Genomic DNA, 25,192 nt, shown 5'->3' with positions numbered 1-25,192 from the left:
ACAAGGTCTGTTACTCCCCACTCCCTCAGTCCCCAGCCCCACGTCCCACGTCCCACGTCCCACGTCCCCTAGACCCTACGTCCCTGGTCCCTGTCTTTACGGCAGCGCCGTCGCTTCTTCCCTGGCCGGAGGAAAAATCCGCAGCCGGTCAACGCGGCGATCGGTAGATGCGATGACCTGGATGCGCAGGCCGCTCTGTTCCAGCAGCACAACCTCTCCCGGCAACGGGATACGCCCTTCGACCTCGCTTACCAGTCCACCAAGGGTCGTGGCCTCGTATTTTCCATCGACCTCAACCTCGTCGCCAAACAGATGCTGCAACTCATCGACCGGGAAATCGCCGGGGACAACCCACACGCCGCCTGGTTCACGTTGCGGATCGCTTGTATGGCCATCCTTCTCGTGTTCGTCCTGAATGTCGCCGACAATCTCTTCGAGAAGGTCCTCGATGGTCACAAGGCCTGAGACGCCTCCATACTCATCGATGACGATGCGCATGTGCTGCTTTTCCCGCTGCATCTCGCGCAGAAGCTCGTAGCCGCGTTTCGTCTCCGGAACAAAAACCGCGGGATGCTGGATGCTGGCGACGGTTCTGGTTCGCGCCTCCTCATCGGCAATCTGCAGCAGATCGTGCGCGAACGCAATTCCTGAGATCGAATCTAACGTTCGCTCGTAGACCGGCACGCGCGAAAAGTTGTGCTCTTTCAGCATTTCGAGAAAGCGTTCGAGTGTGATTGATTGCTGAACGGCAAATACCTGCGGGCGCGGCGTCATTACTTCGCGCACCAGCTTGTCTCCGAACTCAACAGCCGAACGCACGAGTTCGCGATCGCTCTCTTCGAGAATGCCTTCTTCTTCACCAGCCTCGAGCAGCGACTCAACGTCGGGCGCGGGCTCATCTTCTTCCGCAACGGGTTTTTCTGCGAGCGACGCGAGGGAGAAGAAGAAGCGGATGATTGCAGTGATGGGCGTCATGAGCCACAGCAGCAGTCGAATGGGCCACACCAGCCGCGCCGCCCAGCGGCCCTTGGTTTGCGTGAACAGCAGCGAAGGCAGAAGTTGGTTGCAGAAGACGACTGCCAGCAGGACGACCAGGACAGCCTGGGCAATTTCGGGATAGGTGGGGCGCGCAGCGTGCGGAGCGCGATCAAAGAGGACCGCTCCGATGGCGAGCGCGAAAACCGCCAGCGTAAGCTGCTGCAGCACGGCGGCGCAGAGTGCGGCATGCTCACGCGTAAGGCCGATCAACGGCTCAATTTTTTCTTCCCACTCGTCGAGATTGTCCTGCACCTCGCGGGGCAGGATCTTGCCGAACTCGGAATATACGCGGCTGATGTATGCGGCAAACGTGTCGACCAGCGCCGCAATCACCAGAAGGATGATAGTGAGCCAACTCATGCGCGCCGACCCTTCGCAGGTTTGGCATTCTCGTCCAGAGCTGCTCTCTCGATCAGCCCGTGCGGAAGCCGAAGACTGCCGCGAAGTTTCTGCTCCCGCCGCGCCATCTGGCCTGAATCAACTTCGTGGTCGTACCCGGCCAGGTGCAGCAATCCATGAAGCATCAGCACCTTGATTTCCATCGCGAGCGAATGACCGCGATCTGCAGCCTGCCGGCGCGCGGTGGGAATGCTGATAGCCAGATCGCCGGCGACTTCCTGAATCCTGGGTGCCCCTGGTCTCGCTTTTGAGACCAGGGGTAGCACCGCAGCAGGAAACGAAAGCACATCCGTAGCCTTGTTTTTTCCTCGGAACTGCCGGTTCAGTCGCCGGATGGCCGGATCGGTTGTCAGAAGTACCGAAACGTGCCCGCGCAACTTCACCACCGCCTGGGCCTCACGCAGAAAACGCGCAAGCGTCTGCCGCGACGGAATGCGCTGCCCGCGGAGGACAGCCGGCTGGCTGGCGCCTCCTGACCTCTTCGGCAGCTTTGCCTCCGGGGAAAGGTCGGTGTCCAGATCTGGGTCGAGAAGGATCATCGTGCGCGGGGACGCCATCTGCAGCGGCCCCGTGTCCCTACTATTTTACGCGAACGGCAGATTTACTGCGGTTTGGCCGGGTGCGCAGCCTGCTGTGCCGCCTGCTGGTCGGCCCGCGGTTCGATCGCTTCTCCCATGTTGATGTTCAGCGGCAGTTCCTGCTGCTGCGGCTTGGCGGCGTCGTAGGCGCGCACAATACGCTGCACCAGCGCATGCCGCACCACATCCCCGTCGGTAAAGTGGCAGAATGAAATGCCCTCCACCCCGTCAAGGATGTTGATCGCATCCAGTAAACCCGACTTGCGCGGGTTCGGCAGATCGATCTGCGTAATGTCGCCTGTAATGACGGCCTTCGAGCTGTTGCCCATGCGCGTCAGGAACATCTTCATCTGCTCGATGGTCGTGTTCTGCGCCTCGTCCATGATGATGAATGCATCGTTGAGCGTGCGGCCGCGCATGAACGCCAGCGGCGCAACCTCGATCACATTCTTCTCGAGCATCTTGTCGACCTTCTCAGGATCGAGCAGGTCGTACAGCGCGTCGTAGAGCGGGCGAAGATAAGGATCAACCTTCTCCTGCAGTGTGCCGGGAAGAAAGCCGAGACGCTCGCCGGCCTCCACCGCCGGGCGCACCAGCACGATCCGGCTCACTTTCTTGGCATTCATCGCAGCCACAGCCATGGCCACCGCCAGATAAGTTTTGCCGGTACCGGCAGGCCCGACACCGAACACCATATCGTTCTGCTCGATGGCCTCAATGTACTTACGCTGATTGAGTGAGCGCGGCTGCACGGTGCGCTTCACACCCGCCGAGCGCGCTTTGCCCGCATCCGCGAGTGAGCGCAGCGTCGTCGCCGGATCGGCCACGACCAGGCGCAGCATTCCATTCAATTCGCCATTGTGGGGATTGATACCCTGTCTCCGCAGAGCCTCGAAGTCCTGAAATATTCGCTGGACTCTGCCGACCGCTTCGTCTGGCCCTTCCACGTGTACGGCGTCAGACCGTAGGTCGATCCTGACACCTAGTGAATCCTCCATCAGTCTGAGGTTTTCATCGCGGGTCCCGAAAAGGGGCTCAAGATTTGGCGTGATCTCCAGAGCAGCGTTCAGATGGCCTCCCATGGCCCTGCCTCAAGGGCAGAAATCGGCTGTTGAATTTGATGATTGCGCGGGTGAATTGGGTGGAGTTGCAGAGCGATTATTTGCGAGTTGCAGAGAAAAGCGCACTGGGCCGTGGCCGTTGTGAAAGATTTCCGTATTGGCGCAGGCAACCAAGTGGCGGTGTATGGGGAGAGAGTAGCGCCAGAGTTAAATTCCGTCAATCCCACCACCCATGAATATTGAACCAATTAGTCACCACCTGGATACCAGCCGAGCCTCGTCCTCGATACCAGCCTCAGCCACATCCTCGATACCAGCCTCAGCCACATCGCCAACGCAGTAGTCCCACACCAGCGGATGTCATTCTGAACGAGCGGGGCCCCGAACGTACCAGGGGCCCTGCAGAGCGATATCTGTGGGGCAGGTTCGGGGGTGGTGAGTGAAGAATCTGCTTTTGCTTTTCCTGCATGAGCCTTCACCTCCTATTGCTTCATCGAAGCCGCATCCGCCCGATGCGGCTGCCACGCCGGTCCGCCTTCTTCCCATTGGTCGTCGGTCAGCTGTTCTACCTCGGTACCGTCCTTGCGCATAAGAAAAATCTCGCCATAGGGTTGCGGCGCGCCTATCAGAAGGGCCTCATCTTTGAAGCCCATCCGCGAACTTGTAAACAGCAGCCACTCTCCGTCGGGAGACCAGGCCAGGTGCGCCTCGTTGCCTTTCGTATGCGTCAACTGCGTCATCCCTGTCCCATCGGGATGAACAGTGAACACCTGAAAGTCACTGCCGGTTCGGCGAATGAATGCGATCAAATCCCCGCGTGGAGACCACACCGGAAAATTGTCCCACTCGCTGGTCAGCACCTTGATGGAATGGTCTTCCAGATTCATGATGCGCAGTCCCATCTCCTTCGCGCCGAGGGTGCGATACACAATGTGCTTTCCATCCGGCCCGAAGGACGCAAATGCGTTGTTGTTTTCTCCCGATGTAACGATCTGAAAGCCCGTTCCATCCGCATTCACGATACCGACCTGCGCCCCTCCGTTTGCCGGATCGATCGGTTTCTTTCCGCCTGCCTCAGAGTCGAGAAACGCCGTGAAGTTTCCCACCCCCACCACGATCTGTTTGCCGTCCGGCGACCACCCCGGAGCAAGAATCAAGTCCTTCCGCTCCAGAATTGCCCGCGCCGGTTTGCCCTCATCCACAACGAACAAGCTCACCCCTCCCCCACCCGGTTTCATCCGCGTTACGGCCAGGTGCTCTCCGCTTGGGTCATATGCCGGCAGCCACGCCGTGCCGTAGAGATCGAATTTCGGATTCTTGCTGAACTGCTTCACCGGCTCGGTCACGTGCTTCGACACGAAGCGGCTGAAGACAACCTGGGTTCCATCGGGCGCCCACGAAGGACTCCGCAGATCGTTCCCCTTCGGTCCCGGCTTGCCGATCCCATAAAAGACTCCGCTGGCCGTGGGGTCCATGCGCAAATACGCAATCTCGCCGGACGACAACACAGCCGGCTGCTCTTTCACTCCGGGTCCCGCCGCCACCGCCGTCGCGTTCCCTGTGCCGATATCGATCTTCATCAGCTTGTCTTCGCCATTGCTCCCACCAAAACGAAAATCCCAGGTCTCCTGCGCCAGCATGCAATACGCAACCACGCTTTTACTGTCTGGCGTCCATTTGGGACTGCCACAGAAATCCCCATGCTGCGAAATCCGCTTAACTCCCGAACCATCGGGACGGATCAGATAAATGTCCACCAGGTGCAGTCGCTCCCAACGGCCTTTCGCATCCGGCAAACTGCTTTCGCGATCAGAGGAGAACGCAATCCACTGTCCGTCCGGTGACCAGGAGGGCCGGAAGTCTCCGCCATTCCCTGTCGTTAACGCCCTGGCCTGATGCGTCGCGACATCGAGCACCCACAGGTTGGCTCTTCCACCACCTCGCGTCGAGACAAAGACAAGTTGGCTGCCATCGGGCGAGAACGCAGCCTGGTCGTCATACGCCGGATCGTCTGTCAGCCGTTCGATTCCCGTGCCATCGGGATGGATGCGATAGAGATCCGCCGATCCGGCGCGCTCCGATGTAAACGCAATCCAATCTCCCTTGGGAGACCACGCGGGATCGTAGTCAAGCGACCCCGACTGCGGAAGACCGTGCTCGCCGGTGCCATCGGCATTGGAGATAAAAAGGTTTGCCTGTGTAGGACCAAGCCGGGCAAGCACGATGCGATCGGCAGCATCACAGCAGGTCGCCCCGGAACCGACCACAAAGACACAAAGGAACCACGCACGGAGACAAGACATCTTCCACTCCGAATAGGGAATTTTGGATCAGGAGAAGTTGCCTGCGAGCATACCACCGCAAAGCACCGCCCGGCGACGAGAACTCGCCGCCCGCGACCCTCAGTTTTGAAAGGGCACGACTTCAGTCGTGCCCATAGGGCCGTCAAAGATGGCTGGCTTTAGCCCACTGAGGGATGTGTGAGAGATGCCAATTGAACTACGCAAATTGAAGAACCTTGGGACGGGGAAGGTACTTCGCAATAAATTCGGGTTCCAACTCGTTCATCAAGAGACTCAACTGCTCGATGCTGTATCTGAGGCCCACGAGATGCGTCTGAATCAGTTCATCCAATAGCGTAGGTTTTTCGATTGGAATATCTGTCTCAACCGATTCCCTATAGCTGTGTGTCTCAGCGCGAAGTTGGATTATCAATCGACTTCTTTGCGACTTCGATATGTTCCCAATGCGATATGCCTGTTCGATCAGGGAACCCATTGAGACACGCCACTCCTGTTTCAGCATGGCGAGCTTAGGCAACGTCAACCTCGTAAGCTGATGCGCTATGTCTCGCTCCGGAGTAAGGAACTCAGAGGCAAATATGTCCGCCTGTTCTTCCATGTGTGGCATCGGGAACTCGTGCATAACGACATGCCCTAGTTCGTGAGCCAAGCTAAATCTCAAGCGGTCGCCGGTCACATCGGGATGTGAGTTGATAAAGAAAATAGGCGGGTTCGGCTCTACCCACTCACTCACTGCGTCGGCCTTACGAGTTCCAAAGTCATGACGAATAATGATTGCGCCAGCATCTTCAAGCGCCTCAGTCAGGTTGCGAATAGGACCTGGAGGAATACGCCACGCCGTTCTTACGGCTCTCGCAATAACATCAACTCGCCCACGGTATTCCTGAGGGTCGAAGTGATCAAAACTGTTTGACGCGGCAATTCCCGTGGCCCTGAGCAGTTTTTGGATGCCATATCGCCTGATATTCATCTCCGCGTGAAGCTGGCGAAGCTGCTTCATAGGAAGCCCCTGCCGCTTGCGGTGATAGAAAACGCTCGACCCGAAGCCGTAGACCTTCTCGTTCTGAAAGAAAAATTGCAGCGGATATCTCAGCGTATCTGCGACTTTGGCAATAAGTTCCTCAGGGGTGAACAGAAAGCCAGCTTCCAGTTTTGATATTGTGCCCTGCTCTACGCCGATCAATTTTGCCAATTCAGACTGCGTGTATCCGCGCGATTCTCGCGCAAGCACCACCATGCCGGGATTGAATTCTGGCATCTCACTACATCTCCGATTGCTCTTCTGAGGGGCGAATGAATACTCGCCGTTTTGGTGTTGCTTCGGTGCTGACGGTGCTGTCGCGTGAATCAAGCACGATCAGCCCCTCTGACGGTGCCTCAAGCGTGATGCCGTATACATATCTTCCATTGAGAATGTTCGTGATCTGAACCTCGACCACGGCGGTCTGGAGCCGGTTTAGCTTGTACCCAAGTGAAAGCCGCTGAGGTGCCGATGGTATTCCCGGTAGGTCTTCGCCCCGATCCCAGTTGACCGCCGCTGGTGTTGGGAAGTTGGAAGGGAAACCGGCCATGCTCAATTTCTTGAATCGGATGCACACCTTCTCCGCGATGACCAGCAACACAACCCCGTTTTTCGTAACGATGATCTTCGTGTTACTGACGCCACGAAACCCACGGTGGACCCGGTCAACCCCCAAGTCCCAAATGATGTTCGCCCTTGTTCTCGTGCTATGGATAGCCAGGTTCGGGTACTTCTTCATGTATTCAGTAAAGGGATCTGCGCCTATCGAATACAACTGTTCGGAATACGGCTCAATCACTGAGATAACTTCGTCGCGCGAAAGTCGTTGCAAGTCGGCATCCCCCTTAAACGATGAGATATGTGCAGAGTACGCTCATCGAAGGGAATAATCAACATAAATTATTCCTAAAATTATGTTGAGTGTTTTCAGCTACTTCCAGCGAGTCTTTTGCTGCCGCCTTTCAGATTGCCTTGCTTGAGCGCTTAGGGTGTGGCTGTGATCTGCCATCAAACTGGCGCGCTGACAGTTCTACACAAATTCGGATGGATCCACCAAGGCAGCGCCACATTGACCCTTCCCCCAATTTCCCGTAGACTAGGAAACTGCGAGGGATGCGGTGTGTCTGCATTCTCACCCGCACCACTTTTCCCTGACAAATCAGGGCTTTAGACCAAGGAAAACTTAATGGCAAACCATGTATCGTCGCTGAAGCGCGCCCGCCAGACCGAAACCAAGACCGTTGTGAACCGCGCCAACCGCACCCGCGTGCGCTCCAGCCTCCGCGCCCTGCGCGAAGCCATCGCCAAGGGCGATGTCAAGGCTGCACAGACCCAGTTCCGCGAGACCGTTTCCGCCCTCGACAAGAGCGTCCAGAAGGGCGTTCTTCACTCAAATACCGTCTCCCGTTACAAGAGCCGCCTGAATGCCCGCTTGAAGGCTCTGGCGACGGCAAAAGCATAAGTTTTATGGGGTGGCCGCGATCCAGTGGGATGGTGAGGGGCCATATGAGCAGGTAACGGCCGGGAGCAATCCCGGCCTTTCCTTTTGCGCTGTCAAGCCTCGTCATTGTCGAATCTTCCTAAATATCAGATTTCATGAGCGAAATTATCTCCCGCATTTTGCAGGTAATTTCCACCCGCGGTCGCATAATCAAATCAAAGCTCCGAGACACGTTCCGGCACCATTTCATCCGCCTGAACGCTCGAGAATCTGATAACTGCTTTCTATAGAGAAATCTACGGTCAAGTTGAATTGCAAGAATAGTTTGCAGACTTGCCCATCCGTATATCGGTGAAAACACCATTTTTGTTCCCAGAGTGTGGGGGGGATGGGGGGCCCTCGTCGCACACGGCTCCTATTTTGAAAGCCACCGCGAACCCTTACTGCAGAAGCTCGAAAATCCCCGCGGCTCCCTGCCCACCGCCCACGCACATCGTCACCATGCCATAGCGCGCCTTCCGGCGTTTCATTTCCTGGAGGAGTGTTGCGGTAAGCTTTGCCCCGGTACATCCCAGTGGATGGCCCAGCGCGATCGCGCCGCCATTCACGTTCACTTTGTCAGGATCGAAACCAAGTTCGCGCATCACCGCCAGCGCCTGCGCCGCAAACGCCTCGTTGAACTCGATCAGCTCGATGTCGTCGAGTTTAAGCCCGGCTTTCTTCAGAGCCTTCGGGACGGCGTACAACGGCCCCATCCCCATCTCTTCCGGCAGGCACCCCGCCACCGCGTAGGCCACCAGTCGCGCCAGCGGTTGAATTCCCAGTTCCTTCGCGCGCTCCACGTCCATCAAGATCGTCGCGGCGGCCCCATCGGATGTCTGCGAAGAATTGCCGGCGGTCACAGAACCCTTCGCATGAAAAACCGGCTTCAGCGCTCCCAGCGCCTCGGCCGTTGTGTCGGCGCGAGGACCTTCATCTGTAGAGAAAACCGACTCCGAAGTTGCCGGTTTTCCTGCCTTGGCTGTCGGCGTCGCCATCGCCACCTTCACTGGAACAAGTTCCTCGTCAAACCGGCCTGCTCGCTGCGCAGCCACTGCTTTCTGGTGACTTCGCAGTGAAAACGCGTCCGCATCCTCGCGCGAGATGTTGTAGTGCTTCGCAACCCTCTCGGCGGTCAGTCCCATCGTCAACAACGAAGCTGGATAATTCTCCGCCAGCCACGGATTGGGCCGGGGCTTGACGCCGCCCATCGGCAGCATACTCATCGTCTCAGCGCCACCCGCAATCACCACGCGCTGCACGCCACCGCGAATGCGCATGTCGGCCTGTGCGATGGCTTCCAGTCCCGAAGCGCAAAGGCGGTTCACCGTCATGCCGGGCACATCAATCGGAAGCTGCGCCCGCAGAGCCGTCATCCGCGCCATGTTCCAACCCGACTCGCCCTCCTGCTGAGCGCAGCCGAGGATCACATCTTCAACCTCGGCTTTATCCAGTGCCGGGATCCGCTCCAAAGCATTCGTCAACGCAGCCGCAGCAAGATCGTCGGGGCGCGTGGTGGATAAGGCGCCCTTCGGCGCGCGGCCTACAGGAGTACGAACAGCGCTTACGAGTACAGCTTCGGGCATCGAATGCTCCAGGAAAACGTGGACCGGTTCACAAGATCCGCTGCTCATTGTTAGACCGCAAGGCGTTCAGCGGTCAAATAAGTGCAATTAGTCCGACGTATCTACTACCGTCCACGCGCTATGCGTATAGAAGCGATACACCGTCTTCTGGTTCAGAACGACATCCTCAAGCGCGTCGTGATCGAGCTGCGGAGGATGGTGCTCCATCCCAGCCTGCGCCTCGCGGATCTGTCGCGGTGAAGCAGGATCAATCCCCCAGTCGAATCCCAGAACTCCCGAGGAATCGTGCCGCTGCAGGCGTTCGAGTTCCGGAACCGATGCGAGCGTCACTGGCTTGTTTGGAATGCGCGCAAAAAACACCAGCAGGTCCACATTGCCATGCGTGGAACAAAGCACCGCCCAGTCCGACGATCCGGGGCGCTCCAAACTTGCGTTTATTACGTTTTCCGGCCGGTGCGCCTGAAACGTCTGCGGAATCATGCAACCGCGCTTCTCCAGAACATCGGCGATCGCATCCGGCAGATCAGGAAAAGAACTCGCCGGCAGCCGACGGATCAGGTACGAAGCAATGCGGCCATCGATACTCGTTTTGCCCGACTCGTTGAATTTTCCCGAACTATCCGGCTGTCTGGGAGATGATTCCTGAGCGAGTGCGCCCGCAGTTGCGAGCGCCAACGATGCCGCTGAAATCACGATGAGTGCTGCGAATTTCATTTCAATTGCGCAGTGGCTTGCCGGTCTTCAGTGTATACGCGATTCGCTCCTGCGTCTTGCGTTCGCCACACAGCGAGATAAACGCCTCACGTTCCAGGTCGAGCAGGTACTGCTCTCCGACCAGAGAACCTGCCGTGACCTTGCCGCCGCACAGGATGTACGCCACCCAGCGCGCGACCTTCATGTCGTGTTCCGAGGCAAACCCCGCCTCCCCCATCAAAAAGACGCCGGTATTCAGCACAGCAAGCGAAGCCGTACCCGGCGCCGGAATCACGCGTGGCTGCGGAGCCACATAGCCTGCCTCGGCCAGCGCAATCGCCTGCGCCTTGGCGTCCAGCAGCAGCCGCTCCCGGTTCAGCGTAATTCCATCACTCGGCAGCAGCAGTCCCAATGCACGCGCTTCTGCCGCGGACGTCGCCACCTTCGCCATCGCAATCGTCTCCAGCGTCCGTTTCAATGCCGAATTCATCTCGGCCGATTGCGCAAATCGCGATGGCGGGTCCTTCGGATCGGGCGGTGCGAGCGCAGTAGCCGCATCTACAGCGCGCAGCAGCATCTCCTTCGTTCCGCCGCCTCCGGGAATCAGCCCGATGCCCGTCTCCACAAGCCCGATGTAAGTCTCCGCATGTGCCTGCCGACGCGCAGCGTGCAGCGAGATCTCGGCACCACCGCCCAGCGTCAGGTTGAACGGCGCAACAACCACGGGCCGCGGGCAGAACTTGATCGACATCGACATCTGCTGAAACGCGCGAATAGCCCCCTCAACCTCATCCCACTCACCCTCCTGAGCGCCCAGCAGCAGTTGCATCAGGTTCGCGCCGACGCTGAACCGGTCGCGATCACCGCTAATCACAAAGCCGCGAAAGTTCTTTACCGCCTCCGACGTTGGATTCAGCACCGACGCAATCATCGCAACCACATCGCCGCCGATCGCGTTCTTCAGCGAGTGCAGTTCGATGCAGCCGATGCCGTCGCCGATATCCACCAGCGATGCGCCTGGATTGCTCCGAACCACGCCATTGCTCCGACGGAAATCGGCAACGCGCGCGTGCCCCGGCTGTTGCGGGATCGTCTCCCACGCGCCGGTCGTTGGGTTGTAGCACTGCGGTCCGTCCGGCGAATACCAGGAAACAGGAGAGGTCTCAGGCGCAGAGTCCAAAAGACCCCTAACGGCCTCGCTCACCGGAATACCCAACGCCTTCATGCGGCCTGCAGACTCGCGCACTCCCGCCGCGTCCCAAAGCTCAAACGGGCCCAGTTCCCAGTTGAACCCCGCCCGCATCGCCTGGTCGATCGACGGCGCATCGTTCGCCGCATCGCCTATGCGCTCCGCAGTAAAGTTCCACAGCGACAAGAGAAACGGCCAGAGAAACGCTGCGGCCTTATCCTTCTTCGGATCATTCGCAAGCAGCAGCTTAATCCGCTCCTGCACCGTGGCTGCGTTCTTCGCCATCTCCAGCGAAGGCAGCGCCGGCTTCACCGAAGGGCGATATTCGAAGTTCTCCAGGTCGAGCACCATGCGTTCGTCTTTACCATCCGCGCCACGCGTCTTCTTATAGAACCCCTGCTTCGACTTGTCGCCCAGCCAGCCGCGCTTCACAATCTCCTGAAGCTTCTCCGCAAATCCTCCCGGTGTTACTCCCTGCGGAAAATTCGCCGCGACGTGCGCAAGGATGTCGATGCCCACCATATCGGCCAGGCGAAATGTTCCCGTTCGCGGAAATCCAAGCGCCGGCCCCGTCAGTGCGTCGACTTCTTCGATCGTCAGACCCTGCTCCAGCATCAGCGTCGACGCAAGAAACATCACAAAGACGCCAATGCGGTTGCCGATAAAGTTCGGCGTATCGTTCGCGAACACCACCTGCTTGCCCAGCACACGATCCCCGAACGTCGCGAATGCGCCAATCAGTGCCGCATCGCTCTCCGCCGTAGGAATGATCTCCAGCAGTTGCATATACCGCGGAGGATTGAAAAAGTGCGTGCCGAAAAAACGGTCCCGGTGCGACTTCAATCCCGCCGCAATCTTCGCAATCGGCAATCCCGAGGTGTTTGTGCTCAACACAGCCTGCGGCGCCAGGTGCGGCACAACCCGATCCAGCAGCGCCCGCTTGATCTCAAGATTCTCCGCCACCACCTCGATGACCCAGTCGCATTGCTTCAGCTTCGGCAAGTCGTCTTCAAAGTTGCCGGGAGTGACCATCGACGCCAGCGATGCCTCGTAAAATGCTGCGGGCTTTGACTTGGCCAGAGCAGCCAGCGCCGACTCTGCCAGCCTGTTCCGCGAGCCATCCCCGCTGGGAACCATGTCGAGCAGCAACGAAGGAATGCCTGCATTGGCAAGATGTGCAGCGATGCGCGAGCCCATGGTTCCGGCTCCCAGAACTGCGGCCCGGCGCACCAGGAGCGGTTGAGCAGCAAAGAGATAAATGGGCGCAGTTGACGGTGCAATCGTACTCATGCTGCCATCTCCCCGCGGAAGCGCTACTCGATGCAGCGCATACGCCTTAATCGTTCCCGAGAATACGAGGTGCGCTTAGCCTGGTCAAGGCGAGGGTAGCACTGAAGAAATATGCGAAAACAGTCATCGGTTGGTCCTATCGAGGCCAAATCGTGCCCGAGCGCTAACCAAAAGGTAGTTTTTGCGCTAGCCAAGTCCAGCCGAAAGAGTATTGTGCGCACTGAGATGGTCTGTGCGGCCACCGCAATGCACTCGCGAGCTCAGAGCAAGCTGTCAATACTACTTAAGTGAACGTGAAACGTCGGTGAACTCATTGACAACTTTTTAAGGGGTTCACATACTATTTAGAAGAAACCCAGTGCCATAAGGGTAGTGCCGTATTCTATGGACTCCTTCAAATCAGCACCGCTCACCTCACTCCTGCTGATCGTGCTATTAGGCTCGATTGCGGCGGTTTTGATTGCCCCTCAAATTGACCTGCCCGATACTGCCTTCCAAAGAAATAGCTCCCCTCTTGCAATTCACGCGCAATCGCACCAGGTGGCGCAGACGAATTCGGATGGTATTGCACCTCTGATCTCGTTCCGATTAAGGGAGGCTTCCGAGATTGCACTAAACGCCCGCTTCGGTGACAGTGCAGTCGAAATACCTTCCGTCCCTCCTCCGACTCTCCGCTGTTAGCGATCGTCCACCTCATCGCAAGCAGGGAGTCGACGCCCGCTCGAATCACGCATCATGATTCTCTTGCGTCAACCTCCACCTCAGACGGCCTGAACGAAGTATTCGCCCGCTCCGTAGCGACGGTCCTTACAGTCTCGTGGCTAGTCCTCATACCTTCCGGACAGACCATTGAGAAGGCAATGCGCCGAATCAGGATCCGGTTCATTGTCAAATATGCACAGCCACAGGACGACGTTCTAAATATGAGAGGCGGCCCATATCTCATGTTTTGAGCCGTTCGATCGTTAGAAAACAACAAAGTTTCGGAGTTCTCAACGCATGTCTTCCAATCACCTGCCCAAGGATTATCGGTCGGAGCGCGATGAAATACCAAAGCCAAATGTGGAGCGTATCTCGACACGCTTAGTCGCCGTTCCGAAATCCGAACAATATGTCGCAGAGAGCGTCTTCAACCCCAAAGACATCATGAGCCTCGCCACTAGCGCCAAGCGGATAATCGGCGATGAATTGGGGACGCTCAGCCCTCAGTTCTTCTTGAATTCAATTCCGCAAGAAGGCTCATTTCCACGAGTGGTAGTGGTGAGGCGCGCAGGCGCTGTCATTGGCTTGTTCTACGCAAAAGAGCTTAAGCTTGCGGGGTTTCGTACGGGCTTGATCTGCGGTGATGCAAGTGACGGTCCGATCATCGCATGCAAACCGGAAGAACAGGAAGCAGTATGGAGCAGCGCTCTGTCACATCTCCTGACCTTTAAAACGGTACTTGGCATTAGACTCGCCATCCCTTACACGGAATATGAACTCTATGCTGGTGAAAGAATCGTAAGTCCGATCGGCGCAGTTGCCTCGTATCGCGAATATTCCACTAACGCAATGCTCGCACTGCCCTCCAGTTATGAAGCACTTCTGAGCCAGATGGGATCACACACGCGCCGGAACTTTCGCTACTATCGGCGCCAGTTCGAAACGCAAGGGCACGCATATGTTGAGCCGTTGACGATTCCAGAGTTTCGCACTGCCACCCGTGAGCTAATCGGAAAATCATCGATTCCAGCAAAGAGCAAGCGCGTAGAGATTGATGTGAGGATGTGTTTAGCTGCAGATCGGCCGATGCTGATCGGGTTGCGTTCGAACAGCGGCGAGTGGCTTGCGACTCTGGGCGGATGGTACGTCCGTGACCAAGCGACTGTGCGGTTCCAAATGAACCGGGACCAGGAACATCGAGCGGACTCGCTGTCGGTGGTCTTACGGGGGTATTTGATCGAATCGCTCATTCGACGTGGTTTTCAGTCCATTGTTTTCATTCGTGGTGTCGGTGAACCGCTGAAACGCTATTGTCGCAATGTCCCGACTGTAATTCTCTATCTGGATAAGCCGAACCGCTTTTTGAGGCCCGCTCGTTTTCTTGAGCTTGCCGCGCGCCTTGCGCCGCCTAGTCTGGCATTTAAGGCTGTATGGCTTGCCAAGACTAATCTCAAGGAGACTCCCACTCCCTCTGCTCAACTTAACGATCCTTTCGATCCAACTCTGCAATAGCTTGAATGATAGGTTCGACAAGACGTCGGCCTGTTTGGGCTTTCGCCTGATCACGGCACTTCATTGATGGTCTTGGGTAATCGCCTCACGGGCCAGTAAACCAAGTAAACAGTGCGAGACGCTTGGCTCGTCAGCCTCCGCGGCCGCAACTCTCAGCTGGAAACAGGTGAGTATTGGCCTTTCGGGCACTTTATGGTTGTTTTGACGAACTAGCGCGCATTCGCAGTCATCCAGTCATCCCGTTTGAGCCGGTAGAGCACGTGACGCTGGAGCGGATGGCCCGCTGGAATTGAAGGGTGATCGAAGTCGTCGCGAGGGTCATGGGTCATCCCGAGCTTCTGCATGACGCGCAACGAGCGCACATTCGATGGAACTGTAAAAGAAACTAGTTCGAGCAGCCTCTGAACTTCAAACCCGTGACTAGCCAGGGCGCGCGCGCCCTCGGTTGCCAGTCCTTTGCCCCAATATTTCCGCGCCAGCCGCCAGCCGATTTCAACGCATGGTGTGAATGATGCTTCGAATCGGGGAATAACAAGGCCGACGTATCCGATGAATTCCTGCGATTCGCGCAGTTCCGCAGCCCAGGGTCCGAATCCGTGCTGTTCAAGATGCGCCTCGGCGAAATCGACCAATGCATCGCTATCCTCACGCGACAGCAACGCTGGAAAGTGCTCCATCACCAACGGATCGCAATTCATCTTCGAGAACGGTTCGCGATCGCTTTCACGCCATTTCCTCAGAATCAACCGCTCGGTCCCGATTTTCTTAGCGCCGTCAGTCATTTCGTCAGTAACTTGAAGGCATGCATCCAGTCGTTGCGGATGAAGCCGGGAATGCACCATAGCATGCACAGCGGTTCGATCGCACGCGCTGCCTCGGCCGCGCCCATGTCCGCCGTCTCCCAGCCGAATTGCTCGTTGATCTGCTTCACCTGCTTCTTAGCGCCCTCGTCGTTGCCGCAGATGAACATCGTAGGCCTGCCGCTTGCAAAATCGGGGTTGATCATGCAGGGAGCGCCCACCGAGTTGTAGGCCTTCACAAAACGCGCATCAACAAATTGGCGCTGCAACGTCTCCATCAGTGACAGGTTGATGTCGGTAAAGAAGCGGAGCACGCCTTTCTCCGGCGGAGCATCCTCGATCGGGTTACAGGCGTCGATCACCGTCTTCCCTGCCAGATTCTTCATTCCCGCCAGCGTCAGCGCTTCGGCAGCCGCTTTCCCCTTCACCGCCAGTACCACCAGTTCGCCGAACGCGGCTGCCTCTGCGAACGTCCCGGTTGAGCCACCCCTTGATTCAGCCGCCCAATCCACCAGTTTCGCAGGACTCCGGCTACCCACCTTCACTGCGTGACCATGCTTCAGGAACCCGCCGGCCAGTGTCTTCGCAACGTCGCCCGATCCAAGCACGCCCACCTTCATCCCACACCTCCGATCACGCGAGTTTAGATGCATCGGATGAAGGGGATCAAGAACAAGAACCGGAATAGACCAGGCAGTACCTTCGGATAGCGACGGTCTCTCTCCCTGTGGTACGAAAGAGTCCACTCTGCGGTATGCTCAAATTGGGATCATTCTCGATCTCCCCCGCGATGAACTTTCTTACCAGAAACGCCTGGGAAACGACAGCCGGTGTAACCCTGATCGCCGGCCTGGCCGTTGGTGCGGTCTTCTATCTGCGGCGCAAGCGACCGACAGAAGAGGAGTTGGAGCGAGCACGCCGCAAAATGCTTGCCTTAACGGGTCGCGTCATCGATGGTATGTTGCTCGACATCCGTGAGATAAGCATCGAGGAAGGTCGATCCCTGACCATGCTGGAGTACAGCTATCGAAGCGCCGGCGTGGACTACGAGTGTTCGCAGGACATCACCACCCTGCTCGACGTGGTCGATCCCGGAGAGATGCGCGCCGGCTTCCCCTGCTCCGTCCGCTACCAGACCGGCAACCCCCAAAACAGCATCGTCATCTCGGAATCCTGGTCGGGACTCCGATCGAGCCTGCCGGTGTTTCCGCACCGCGATCCATCAAAGCACAACGATCTGGGAGAGTTGCGTCCGGATCGGGGTTAGCAGGCGTGCACCAGAACCCCTGCAACCATTAGCGCGCCATACCCAACCCCGTTTACACTTTCAGTATGCATGTCCACGCCGCGCCTGGGTCTGCCGGCGCATCCAGGACACAATCCGTACTGCGTTTCTCGCTCGTCGCCACGCTGGCCTACGTGGTAATCACCCTCATCGCTGGACTGCGCGCGCATTCCCTTGCACTGCTCTCGGAATCGGGCCACAACGTCTCCGATTTCCTGGCGCTCCTGCTCAGTTTTGTTGCTGTCTATTTCCAAACGCGCCCCGCCACCCACTCCAAGACATTCGGTTACCAGCGCGCGGGCGTACTGGCTGCCTTCGTCAATGCCGCCACGCTCATCGTCATCTCCGTCTGGATCGCCGTCGAAGCCATCCATCGCCTGAGCGCTCCCGTCGCCGTACAACCAAAATTGATGATGGTGGTAGCCGCCGCCGGCGTGCTGATGAATGGCGTAATCGCCGCGCTCCTCTGGGGAGTGGCCCGCGACGTCAACATGCGCAGCGCCTTTCTCCACATGGCGGGCGACACGCTTTCGACCGCGGCAGTCATCGCCGGAGGAGCCGGCATCCTCTTCACCGGGCGCAATTGGATCGACCCGATACTGTCGCTCCTGATTGCTGCCCTGATCCTGTGGACCAGCTTCGACATCGTGCGCGAAACCCTCAACATCCTTCTCGAAGGCACGCCGCGCGGCATCTCGCTCAGCGAAATCCGGGCAGGAATGCAGGACGTCGACGGCGTTCGCAACGTCCATGACCTGCACGTCTGGAGCCTCGGCTCCAACAGCCATGCGCTAGCCTGCCATGTCTGCATCGCCGACATTCCGCCCTCCGAAAGCGCATGCATCCTGGTCAAGCTGAATCACGTTTTGCGCGATCACTTCTCCATTCAGCACTCTACAATTCAGTTTGAACACGAAGGATGCGAAGAGCTCCACGGCTGCGTAGTTCCCATTGAAGAAATGTCCAGCCCGGTCGCTCACGGCCATCACGGCCACGCGCACTAATTAGCTCTATTCGGAGGTCCCTGCCTTGACTCGACGTCGAGTTGCTCTTGTTGCCCTGTGCTTTGCAATCTTTCTCTCAACCAGCAAGGCTATGCAATCCGCACCAATTGCGATCGCCGCTACGCCTCTTCAGGCCAGCCCGCCGACTGCCGCTCAACTCGATGCTCTTTCCGGCGAATACACCGACCCTGGCGACCCCGACACCCCCGTCAGCTTCTACGTCCACGACGGCAAGCTCGTCCTTGAATCCGAACGCCAGGTCCCCACTGCGCTGATAACAAACTCGCCGACCGACTTCGCTATCTCTGGAACCAAGATAACCCTCAAGTTCACGCTGGATGCCGCCGGTCACGGCGCAACGATGATCCCGTCCAACGATTCCGCGGTTGTTCTCAAGCGCACCGGAGACGCTGTTCACCACATCTTCCACGATTACCAGCGAACCGAATCCATGATCCCCATGCGTGACGGCATCAAGCTCCATGTCGTCATCCTCAAGCCCGCCGACATCACTACGCCGCTCCCCTTCCTCATCCAGCGCACTCCTTATGGCTGCGACGGAACCAACCGCGCATCCTTCTCAGGCAGCCGCCCTGAACTGGCCCGCGACGGATACCTCTACGTCTGTGGCGACATCCGCGGCCGCTTCAAGAGCGAAGGCCAGTTTGTAATGAGCCGCCCCGAAGTCGACCATAGCAACACAAAAGCCGTCGATGAAAGTACCGACACCTACGATACCGTCGACTGGCTGCTCAAGAACGTCTCCGGCAACAACGGCCGCGCCGGCTTTGTCGGCACCAGCTACCCGGGCTTCCTTGCCATGGCCGCCGGCATCGATCCGCATCCAGCCGTAAAAGCGGTTTCGCCGCAGGCCCCCATGATCGACGTCTGGATGGGCGATGACTTCTTTCACAACGGCGCATTTCGCCAGACCTACGGCTACGACTACGTCTACGGCATGGAGTCGAACAAGGAGAGCGCCGACGTCAGCTACGGTAAAGATAAGGACGGAAAACCCGTCGATGGCTACGACTACTTCCTCGGACGCGGTTCGTTTGCCGAAGACGTCAAGAAATCCGGCATCAAGGAGCCTTTTCCCAGCTGGAAGCTCTTCCTTGACCATCCCAGCTACGACTCCGTCTGGTCCTCACGCGCCGTTGAGAGTCACCTCGACAAGGTCTCCGTTCCAACCCTGAGCGTTGGCGGCTATTACGACCAGGAGGACATGTGGGGACCGCAGGAGGAGTACACAAAGCTCGAGCCCCATGACAGCAATCATGAAAACTTCCTTGTCCTCGGCCCCTGGCGGCACGGCTATTGGTCTTCCTCATCGCGCCACCTCGGCAATCTGAATTATGGCGAACCCATCGGCAAGGAATTTCGCGCGCAGATTGAAGCGAAGTTTTTCGGACACTACTTGAAGGATGAACCGGGATTCAATCTCGAAGATACCGCCAGCTTCCAGACCGGATCGAATACCTGGAAGTACTACGCACATTTCCCTCCGAAAGAAGCTCAACCTACCAGCCTTCACCTCGTCGGCGACGGGCAGCTTAGCTGGAGCGACACCAAGGAGCCCGCCAAGACCACTTACCAGAGCGATCCGGCAAATCCCGTGCCCTACCGTCAACGCCCCATCCAAGTCACCTACAGCGAGGGCTCGCAGTGGTTCAACTGGCTCACCGAAGACCAGCGCTTCGTCACCGATCGCAAAGACGTAGCCGTCTGGAAGCTCCCCTTGCTCAAAAAAGACCTCATCGTCACCGGCGAGGTGCTGGCCGACATCTTCGCCTCCACGACCAGTTCCGACAACGATATGGTCGTCAAGCTCATCGACCAGTACCCCGACGACGATCCAGACCCAAAGATGCGTGGCTACCAGTTGATGACCAACGAGGAGATTTTCCGCGGCCGCTATCTCGACAGCTTCGAGAAGCCGACCCCCTTGCGCGCCGGCTCTGTGAAGGAGTACCGCTACAGCCTGCACGACGTAGATCACGTCTTCAAGGCCGGCCACACCGTCATGGTGGAGATTCAGAGCACTTGGTTCCCGCTCTACGACCGCAACCCGCAGACCTTTGTGCCCAACATCATGACCGCCAGGCCGGAGGATTACAAAGCCGCGACCATCACGATCTACTCCGACCCGGATCATGACTCAAGTCTGCAGCTTCCCCTGATGAACGCCTGCGACCATATTGCGTGCTTCTGACGTCAGCTGGCCTATACTTTGCATCTTAAAGTATAATGCGGGAGATATCTCCAGACTGTGTGAGATATCTACGACTTACCTATCAGGGAGTCGAGATGACCGCATTCGACCTGCTCTTGATTCTTATGGTGCTCGCAACAGTTGCGGGCATCGCGGCTGCCCTTGCAGCCTTTGCATTCCACCGCCGAGTCTTCGCTCTTCGCTCCCTCGCTGTGATCGTCGGTGCGTGGGTCGTATATCTGGGAATCGGAACCGCGATAGCGCTCATGACACCGCAGCACATCATGTCGCTCGGTGAGGACCGCTGCTTCGACGAAATGTGTTTTGCGGTTATGGGATGGAATCGAATTCCTTCAACGAATGCAGGGAAGGCGTTCTACCTGGTGGATGTCCGCATTTCCAACCACTCGCGCGGGCGGGTGCAACGGGAGATCGGCCGCAAGGGCGTGCTCATTGATCGAGGCGGCCGGGTGTACGAGGTGTCCACGCAGGGCATGCACGCACTCTCCCCTGCGAATGGAGCGCCCTTTCCCGGCCTTGATGCCGAGGTTGCGCCCGGCCAAACATTGGAGACAAAGCTTGTATTCGAATTGCGCGACGATGTCGACTACCCTGGTTTTGCGCTGGGCAGCAGTTTGGCCCTCAATCCGGCACGGATCATGCTTGGCGATGAAGACCACTTTCTGCATTGGCCGACCGTCGTGCCGCTCGACTGACAGTGATTGACTTGGCCCGGTCGCGAATGCGAAGAATCCGCAAGGTAATCCCCCGCATCCAAAAACCGGGTACAATCAGTACAGCGCAATGGCCCTCCATCAACCCATCCCGGCTCTCCTCTAGCGGCGCCCGCCGCCTACAATGTTCTGCGCCCCTTCCCGTCGAAAAACCATTCCAAAAACGCAAGAGCCCGGAGGGCACGCCATGCTGGATCGCCTGGAACAAATGGAGCAACGCTACAACGACCTGCAGGCGCAGTTTTCGTTGCCTGAAGTTTTGAACGACCACGAGAAATATCAGAAGACCGCCAAGTCCCTGCGCGAGATCGAAGAGCCGGTCGAGAAGTATCGCGAGTTGAAACAAGTGCAGCAGGGTCTGACCGAAGCCCGCGCCATGCTCGCCGAGACCGACCCCGACCTGCGCGCCATGGCGGGAGAAGAAATCGCTGCTCTCGAGCCCCGCGCCGCTGCCATTGAAGAAGAAATCAAGATCCTGCTGATCCCCAAAGATCCCCTCGACGAGAAGAACGTCATCCTTGAAATTCGCGCCGGCACAGGCGGCGACGAAGCCTCTCTCTTTGCCGCCGAGGTCTTCCGCATGTATACCCGCTTTGCGGAGCAGCACCGCTGGAAAGTTGAAGTCCTGTCGATGTCGGAATCCGGCGTAGGCGGATACAAGGAAGTCATCGCCATCATCGAAGGCAAGCGCGTCTACTCCCAGCTCAAGTGGGAGAGCGGCGTGCATCGCGTCCAGCGTGTTCCCGCGACGGAAACGCAAGGCCGCGTCCACACCTCTGCCATCACGGTCGCCGTCCTTCCTGAGGCCGAAGATGTTGACATCAAGATCGAAGCCAAGGACATTCGCATTGACACCTTCTGCTCCTCCGGTCCTGGCGGCCAGTCGGTCAACACGACTTACTCCGCGGTCCGCATCACCCACATCCCCACCAACACCGTGGTCAGTTGCCAGGACGAAAAATCGCAGATCAAGAATCGCGAAAAGGGTATGCGCGTCCTTCGTTCCCGCCTCTACGAGCAGGAAATGGAAAAGCAGAACGCCGAGCTCGCCGCGGCCCGCAAATCCCAGGTTGGCTCCGGTGACCGCAGCGAGAAGGTTCGCACCTACAACTTCCCGCAGAACCGCCTCACCGACCACCGCATCGGCTTGACCCTGCACCAGCTCGACCTGATCATGGAAGGCCGCCTTCAACCTATCGTCGACGCCCTCGTCGCGCACTACCAGGCCGAGCAACTCAAAGCCGACAACGACCAGGCAGCTTGATGACGCTGCGCGACTTTCTCGAGTACGGTGAGTCGCAGCTCAGCGCGGGCCCCCATCCCGAGCGTGCGAAGCGCGATGCCGAGACATTGTTGCTGCATTTGATTGGCAAAGACAAAGCCTGGCTCATAGCTCACGCAGAAGACGACTTCGCCGGATGCTCCGCCATCCGCTACGCCGGCCTGCTCGAACGCCGCCGCAAAGGCGAACCCATCCAATACATCACCGGCGAAGTCGAGTTCTACAGAATGCCGTTTCGCGTCACACCCGACGTGCTCATCCCCCGCCCCGAAACCGAGCACCTCGTTGAGAAAGCCGTCCAGCTGATTCCGGCGCTCGATCGTAGGCCAACCAAGTTCTTTTCGATTCGCAAGATCCGCCCCGCATTTCGCAACGGGGAAAGGACACCCAGAGAGGGAGATCCTGGTCAAGTTAGCTGGCCGCCTCGCGTCCTCGACGTCGGCACCGGCTCTGGATGCATCGCCATCAGCATCGCGCACGATTGGGGCGAAGCCGAGATTACCGCTACCGACGCATCATTATCCGCTCTCGAAGTCGCTCGTTCGAGCGCCGAAAAACTCGGATTCGCTGACTGCATCCGCTTCCTTCACGGCGATCTTCTCGACCCAGTCGCCGGCGAAACCTTCGACCTCATCGTCTCCAATCCTCCCTACGTTCCCGTCACCGATCGCGATTCTCTCGCCGTCGAAGTGCGCGATCACGAGCCATCCCTCGCTCTCTTCGCGGGCGACGACGGCCTGGAAATCTATCGCCGCCTCATCCCGCAAGCCTTCGCCGCTCTCGCCTCAGGCGGATTCATCGCCCTCGAAATCGGCTACGGCCAGCATCCCGCGATCCAGGATCTTCTCGCTGCCACAGGTTTCACCAACATCGAATTCACACCCGACCTGCAAGGCATCCCCCGGGTCGTCGTCGCAGAGCGCACATAAACGCGTTCGTCATCTCATTCATCGAATCAGCCCCCGAAGAATTGCGAATCTGAACCCCGCCCCATCATCACTCTGCATGCGCCTGATTTACACTCGTCTCCTGAAAGGATTCATTCCATGCCCTCATCCAAAGGCTACGCTGCGTTCGATTCCAAATCACCGCTGGCTCCGCACTCTTTCAACCGCCGCGAGCCCGGCCCCTCTGAAATTGCAATCGAAATTCTCTATTGCGGCGTCTGCCACTCTGACCTCCACATGACGCGCAATGAGTGGGGCAACGCCATCTATCCCATGGTCCCCGGTCACGAGATCGTCGGCCGCGTCGCTGCCGCCGGCAAATCCGTTACAAAATTCAAACTCGGAGAACTCGCCGCCGTCGGTGTCATCGTCGACTCCTGCCGCCACTGCGAGCCCTGCAACCGCGGGGAAGAACACTTCTGCATCGAAGGCTCCATCCTCACATACGCAGCCAAGGACCGCGTCGACGGCTCCATCACCATGGGCGGCTATTCCAGCAACTACATCGTCGACGAACGGTTCGCCCACACAGTCCCCGCCAATCTCAATCCCGCGGCGGTTGCTCCGCTGCTGTGCGCCGGCATCACTACCTATTCGCCCCTGCGCCACTGGAATGCTGGTACTGGCAAAAAAGTCGGCATCGTCGGTCTCGGTGGACTCGGCCACATGGGACTGAAATTCGCGCACTCCTTCGGCGCCCACACCGTGCAACTCACCACCTCGCTGAAGAAAAAAGATGACGCCCTCAAGCTCGGCGCAGACGAAGTCATTCTCTCCACCGACGCGGCGGAGATGAAAAAACAGGCCGGTACCTTCGACTTCATCCTCGACACCGCGTCGGCCCCCCACTCGCTCGATCCCTACCTCTCGCTGCTCAAGCAGGACGGCACCATCACGCTCGTCGGCCTGCCTGAAAAGCCTCCCTCCATCAACATGTTTGCGCTCATCACCAAACGCGCCTCTATCGCCGGATCCATGATCGGCGGCATGCCCGAAACCCAGGAGATGCTCGATTACTGCGGCCGCAACGGCATCGTCTCCGAAGTCGAAGTCATCCCCATTCAGCAGATCAATGAAGCCTACGAGCGCATGTTGAAGCAGGATGTGAAATATCGTTTCGTAATCGACATGAGTTCGCTACGATAACTCGCTCACCCGTCGCACACGCACGAGACCAAGACAATCCAAGAGGAATCCGATGACCACTCTGACGAAGACAAAATCCATTCTGACCGACACACACTTCGTGATACCAGTCGTCGTCTTCTGTTTTGGTCTCGCGCTGCTCATCGTGCTGCATTGAATCAAAAACATCGGACTTTCGTTACTGGCGAAATTGCAATGGGTGTCGTGAAAATCGAATCAAGGGAGAAAGTCCAGCAAGCATGAGCGAAGTAGCTCGCACCAATCCGGCTCCCCCCATCAGGTCTGTTCACGGCATCGGCGTCGTCTGCGGACTGGCAGCCGGGGTATGGCTCGGCGCGGCCGAAGCGCCCACTAAACTCGTCAACTCCGGCCTGTCGCCCTACGCCATCTCGCTCTGCATGGTGGCCGGCGTCTTCACCGCGCGCTGGAGCGTTCCCACGCTGCTGAAAGGCACGCGGCAGGTCTTCGCCGATCTCGCCCAAAACAAGCACCTCATTCCCATCGCTATCCTCGCGGGCATGCTCTGGGCAGTCGCCAACACCTTAACCGTCTTTGCCATTCGCGATGTCGGCCTGGCCATCGCCTTTCCTCTTTGGAATACCAATTCGCTCGTCGGCATCCTTTGGGGTCGGGTGCTCTTCGGCGAGCTAAAAGGTGCCACCCGCATCAACGTTGCCAAGGTCGTTCTCGGTGCGGTGGCCATCGTCGCGGCAGCCGTCATGCTCGGCTTCAGCACCATTCACACGGGCGGCGCGCACAATCGTGCGGTTGGCGGAGTCCTTGCCGCCATCGGAGCCAGCCTGCTGTGGGGAACCATGTACATCCCCTATCGCAAGGCCTACATCAGCGGCATGAATCCGCTCTCTTTCGTCACCATATTTACCGTTGGTGAACTCGGCACGATGATCGCCCTCGTGCTCGCCCTCGATG

At 58.1% G+C, this 25,192-nt stretch carries 22 protein-coding genes; 11 read left to right on the top strand and 11 right to left on the bottom strand.

Going from position 1 to position 25,192, the window contains the following annotated elements; all coding sequences use genetic code 11:
- Positions 1 to 96 precede the first annotated feature (96 nt).
- The 6 genes from VK574_RS03170 to VK574_RS03145 form a co-directional block, all read right to left on the bottom strand.
- A complete protein-coding gene (locus VK574_RS03170; RefSeq protein WP_472798360.1) occupies positions 97 to 1,398 on the bottom strand; it encodes a hemolysin family protein in 1,302 nt (433 codons plus the stop codon).
- Positions 1,395 to 1,976, bottom strand: a complete 582-nt coding sequence (gene ybeY / locus VK574_RS03165) for an rRNA maturation RNase YbeY (RefSeq protein WP_472798359.1) — start codon at positions 1,974 to 1,976, stop codon at positions 1,395 to 1,397. The genes VK574_RS03170 and ybeY overlap by 4 nt, the downstream gene beginning before the upstream one ends.
- Positions 1,977 to 2,038: 62 nt before the next feature.
- The gene (locus tag VK574_RS03160; RefSeq protein WP_472798358.1) at positions 2,039 to 3,097 is read right to left on the bottom strand and encodes a PhoH family protein; all 1,059 of its coding nucleotides are present in this window, start codon (positions 3,095 to 3,097) and stop codon (positions 2,039 to 2,041) included.
- A 461-nt stretch (positions 3,098 to 3,558) separates the two neighbouring features.
- Positions 3,559 to 5,379: a hypothetical protein gene (locus VK574_RS03155; protein WP_472798357.1), complete on the bottom strand. Its 1,821-nt coding sequence runs from the start codon at positions 5,377 to 5,379 to the stop codon at positions 3,559 to 3,561.
- Positions 5,380 to 5,575: 196 nt separating this feature from the next.
- Positions 5,576 to 6,637, bottom strand: coding sequence for an ImmA/IrrE family metallo-endopeptidase (locus VK574_RS03150; protein ID WP_472798356.1), 1,062 nt, complete (start codon positions 6,635 to 6,637; stop codon positions 5,576 to 5,578).
- A gap of 4 nt (positions 6,638 to 6,641) precedes the next feature.
- Positions 6,642 to 7,232 (bottom strand): hypothetical protein, encoded by a 591-nt coding sequence (locus VK574_RS03145; RefSeq protein ID WP_472798355.1) that lies wholly within the window; start codon positions 7,230 to 7,232, stop codon positions 6,642 to 6,644.
- Positions 7,233 to 7,586: 354 nt separating this feature from the next.
- Between VK574_RS03145 and rpsT the strand changes: the two genes are divergently transcribed.
- Positions 7,587 to 7,862 carry a 30S ribosomal protein S20 gene (rpsT, locus tag VK574_RS03140; protein WP_472798354.1) on the top strand — a complete coding sequence of 92 codons (276 nt, stop codon included), beginning with the start codon at positions 7,587 to 7,589 and terminating at the stop codon, positions 7,860 to 7,862.
- A gap of 419 nt (positions 7,863 to 8,281) precedes the next feature.
- Here the strand turns inward: rpsT and VK574_RS03135 are convergent, their stop codons facing one another.
- The 3 genes from VK574_RS03135 to VK574_RS03125 all read right to left on the bottom strand — a co-directional run bounded on the left by VK574_RS03135 (position 8,282) and on the right by VK574_RS03125 (position 12,638).
- Positions 8,282 to 9,466: a thiolase family protein gene (locus tag VK574_RS03135; protein WP_472798353.1), complete on the bottom strand. Its 1,185-nt coding sequence runs from the start codon at positions 9,464 to 9,466 to the stop codon at positions 8,282 to 8,284.
- A gap of 87 nt (positions 9,467 to 9,553) precedes the next feature.
- A complete protein-coding gene (locus VK574_RS03130; protein ID WP_472798352.1) occupies positions 9,554 to 10,180 on the bottom strand; it encodes a hypothetical protein in 627 nt (208 codons plus the stop codon).
- Between the two features lies 1 nt (position 10,181).
- Complete coding sequence (locus VK574_RS03125) at positions 10,182 to 12,638, bottom strand: 3-hydroxyacyl-CoA dehydrogenase/enoyl-CoA hydratase family protein (RefSeq protein ID WP_472798351.1); 2,457 nt, start codon at positions 12,636 to 12,638, stop codon at positions 10,182 to 10,184.
- Positions 12,639 to 13,637: 999 nt separating this feature from the next.
- Between VK574_RS03125 and VK574_RS03120 the strand changes: the two genes are divergently transcribed.
- A complete protein-coding gene (locus VK574_RS03120) occupies positions 13,638 to 14,852 on the top strand; it encodes a GNAT family N-acetyltransferase (RefSeq protein ID WP_472798350.1) in 1,215 nt (404 codons plus the stop codon).
- Between the two features lie 209 nt (positions 14,853 to 15,061).
- Here the strand turns inward: VK574_RS03120 and VK574_RS03115 are convergent, their stop codons facing one another.
- Both VK574_RS03115 and VK574_RS03110 read right to left on the bottom strand, forming a co-directional pair.
- Complete coding sequence (locus VK574_RS03115; protein WP_472798349.1) at positions 15,062 to 15,634, bottom strand: GNAT family N-acetyltransferase; 573 nt, start codon at positions 15,632 to 15,634, stop codon at positions 15,062 to 15,064.
- Entirely contained in the window at positions 15,631 to 16,272 is a 642-nt protein-coding gene (locus tag VK574_RS03110) for an NADPH-dependent F420 reductase (protein ID WP_472798348.1), read from the bottom strand. Before VK574_RS03110 ends, VK574_RS03115 begins: the two co-directional genes overlap by 4 nt.
- 170 nt (positions 16,273 to 16,442) lie before the next feature.
- Here VK574_RS03110 and VK574_RS03105 point away from each other — a divergent pair, with 170 nt between their 5' ends.
- The 9 genes from VK574_RS03105 to VK574_RS03065 all read left to right on the top strand — a co-directional run.
- Positions 16,443 to 16,919 (top strand): hypothetical protein, encoded by a 477-nt coding sequence (locus VK574_RS03105; protein ID WP_472798347.1) that lies wholly within the window; start codon positions 16,443 to 16,445, stop codon positions 16,917 to 16,919.
- Between the two features lie 65 nt (positions 16,920 to 16,984).
- Positions 16,985 to 17,941, top strand: a complete 957-nt coding sequence (locus tag VK574_RS03100; RefSeq protein ID WP_472798346.1) for a cation diffusion facilitator family transporter — start codon at positions 16,985 to 16,987, stop codon at positions 17,939 to 17,941.
- A 25-nt stretch (positions 17,942 to 17,966) separates the two neighbouring features.
- Positions 17,967 to 20,153 carry a CocE/NonD family hydrolase gene (locus tag VK574_RS03095; protein ID WP_472798345.1) on the top strand — a complete coding sequence of 729 codons (2,187 nt, stop codon included), beginning with the start codon at positions 17,967 to 17,969 and terminating at the stop codon, positions 20,151 to 20,153.
- Between the two features lie 59 nt (positions 20,154 to 20,212).
- Entirely contained in the window at positions 20,213 to 20,869 is a 657-nt protein-coding gene (locus tag VK574_RS03090; protein ID WP_472798344.1) for a hypothetical protein, read from the top strand.
- Positions 20,870 to 21,074: 205 nt separating this feature from the next.
- On the top strand, positions 21,075 to 22,151 hold the full coding sequence (gene prfA / locus VK574_RS03085) for a peptide chain release factor 1 (RefSeq protein WP_472798343.1): 1,077 nt from the start codon (positions 21,075 to 21,077) through the stop codon (positions 22,149 to 22,151).
- Positions 22,151 to 23,098, top strand: a complete 948-nt coding sequence (prmC, locus tag VK574_RS03080) for a peptide chain release factor N(5)-glutamine methyltransferase (RefSeq protein WP_472798342.1) — start codon at positions 22,151 to 22,153, stop codon at positions 23,096 to 23,098. The genes prfA and prmC overlap by 1 nt, the downstream gene beginning before the upstream one ends.
- Positions 23,099 to 23,215: 117 nt before the next feature.
- A complete protein-coding gene (locus VK574_RS03075) occupies positions 23,216 to 24,262 on the top strand; it encodes an NAD(P)-dependent alcohol dehydrogenase (RefSeq protein ID WP_472798341.1) in 1,047 nt (348 codons plus the stop codon).
- A 52-nt stretch (positions 24,263 to 24,314) separates the two neighbouring features.
- Complete coding sequence (locus VK574_RS03070) at positions 24,315 to 24,419, top strand: translocated intimin receptor Tir (RefSeq protein ID WP_472798340.1); 105 nt, start codon at positions 24,315 to 24,317, stop codon at positions 24,417 to 24,419.
- An 82-nt stretch (positions 24,420 to 24,501) separates the two neighbouring features.
- Positions 24,502 to 25,192, top strand: a 691-nt coding sequence (locus VK574_RS03065; protein ID WP_472798339.1) for a GRP family sugar transporter, incomplete at its 3' end; no start/stop codon positions are given.

It is taken from the genome of Occallatibacter sp. (assembly GCF_035317045.1).
Taxonomy (GTDB): domain Bacteria; phylum Acidobacteriota; class Terriglobia; order Terriglobales; family Acidobacteriaceae; genus Telmatobacter.
Note: the sequence above shows the minus strand (reverse complement) of the source record. Positions and strands in the feature narration are given on the sequence as shown.

Bases quoted from the DNA above. Each gene is read 5' to 3' on its own strand.
- VK574_RS03170 (WP_472798360.1), bottom strand. From the start codon at position 1,398: ATGAGTTGGCTCACTATCATCCTTCTGGTGATTGCGGCGCTGGTCGAC.
- ybeY (WP_472798359.1), bottom strand. From the start codon at position 1,976: ATGATCCTTCTCGACCCAGATCTGGACACCGACCTTTCCCCGGAGGCA.
- VK574_RS03160 (WP_472798358.1), bottom strand. From the start codon at position 3,097: ATGGGAGGCCATCTGAACGCTGCTCTGGAGATCACGCCAAATCTTGAG.
- VK574_RS03155 (WP_472798357.1), bottom strand. From the start codon at position 5,379: ATGTCTTGTCTCCGTGCGTGGTTCCTTTGTGTCTTTGTGGTCGGTTCC.
- VK574_RS03150 (WP_472798356.1), bottom strand. From the start codon at position 6,637: ATGCCAGAATTCAATCCCGGCATGGTGGTGCTTGCGCGAGAATCGCGC.
- rpsT (WP_472798354.1), top strand. From the start codon at position 7,587: ATGGCAAACCATGTATCGTCGCTGAAGCGCGCCCGCCAGACCGAAACC.
- VK574_RS03135 (WP_472798353.1), bottom strand. From the start codon at position 9,466: ATGCCCGAAGCTGTACTCGTAAGCGCTGTTCGTACTCCTGTAGGCCGC.
- VK574_RS03130 (WP_472798352.1), bottom strand. From the start codon at position 10,180: ATGAAATTCGCAGCACTCATCGTGATTTCAGCGGCATCGTTGGCGCTC.
- VK574_RS03125 (WP_472798351.1), bottom strand. From the start codon at position 12,638: ATGAGTACGATTGCACCGTCAACTGCGCCCATTTATCTCTTTGCTGCT.
- VK574_RS03120 (WP_472798350.1), top strand. From the start codon at position 13,638: ATGTCTTCCAATCACCTGCCCAAGGATTATCGGTCGGAGCGCGATGAA.
- VK574_RS03115 (WP_472798349.1), bottom strand. From the start codon at position 15,634: ATGACTGACGGCGCTAAGAAAATCGGGACCGAGCGGTTGATTCTGAGG.
- VK574_RS03110 (WP_472798348.1), bottom strand. From the start codon at position 16,272: ATGAAGGTGGGCGTGCTTGGATCGGGCGACGTTGCGAAGACACTGGCC.
- VK574_RS03105 (WP_472798347.1), top strand. From the start codon at position 16,443: ATGAACTTTCTTACCAGAAACGCCTGGGAAACGACAGCCGGTGTAACC.
- VK574_RS03100 (WP_472798346.1), top strand. From the start codon at position 16,985: ATGCATGTCCACGCCGCGCCTGGGTCTGCCGGCGCATCCAGGACACAA.
- prfA (WP_472798343.1), top strand. From the start codon at position 21,075: ATGCTGGATCGCCTGGAACAAATGGAGCAACGCTACAACGACCTGCAG.
- prmC (WP_472798342.1), top strand. From the start codon at position 22,151: ATGACGCTGCGCGACTTTCTCGAGTACGGTGAGTCGCAGCTCAGCGCG.
- VK574_RS03075 (WP_472798341.1), top strand. From the start codon at position 23,216: ATGCCCTCATCCAAAGGCTACGCTGCGTTCGATTCCAAATCACCGCTG.
- VK574_RS03070 (WP_472798340.1), top strand. From the start codon at position 24,315: ATGACCACTCTGACGAAGACAAAATCCATTCTGACCGACACACACTTC.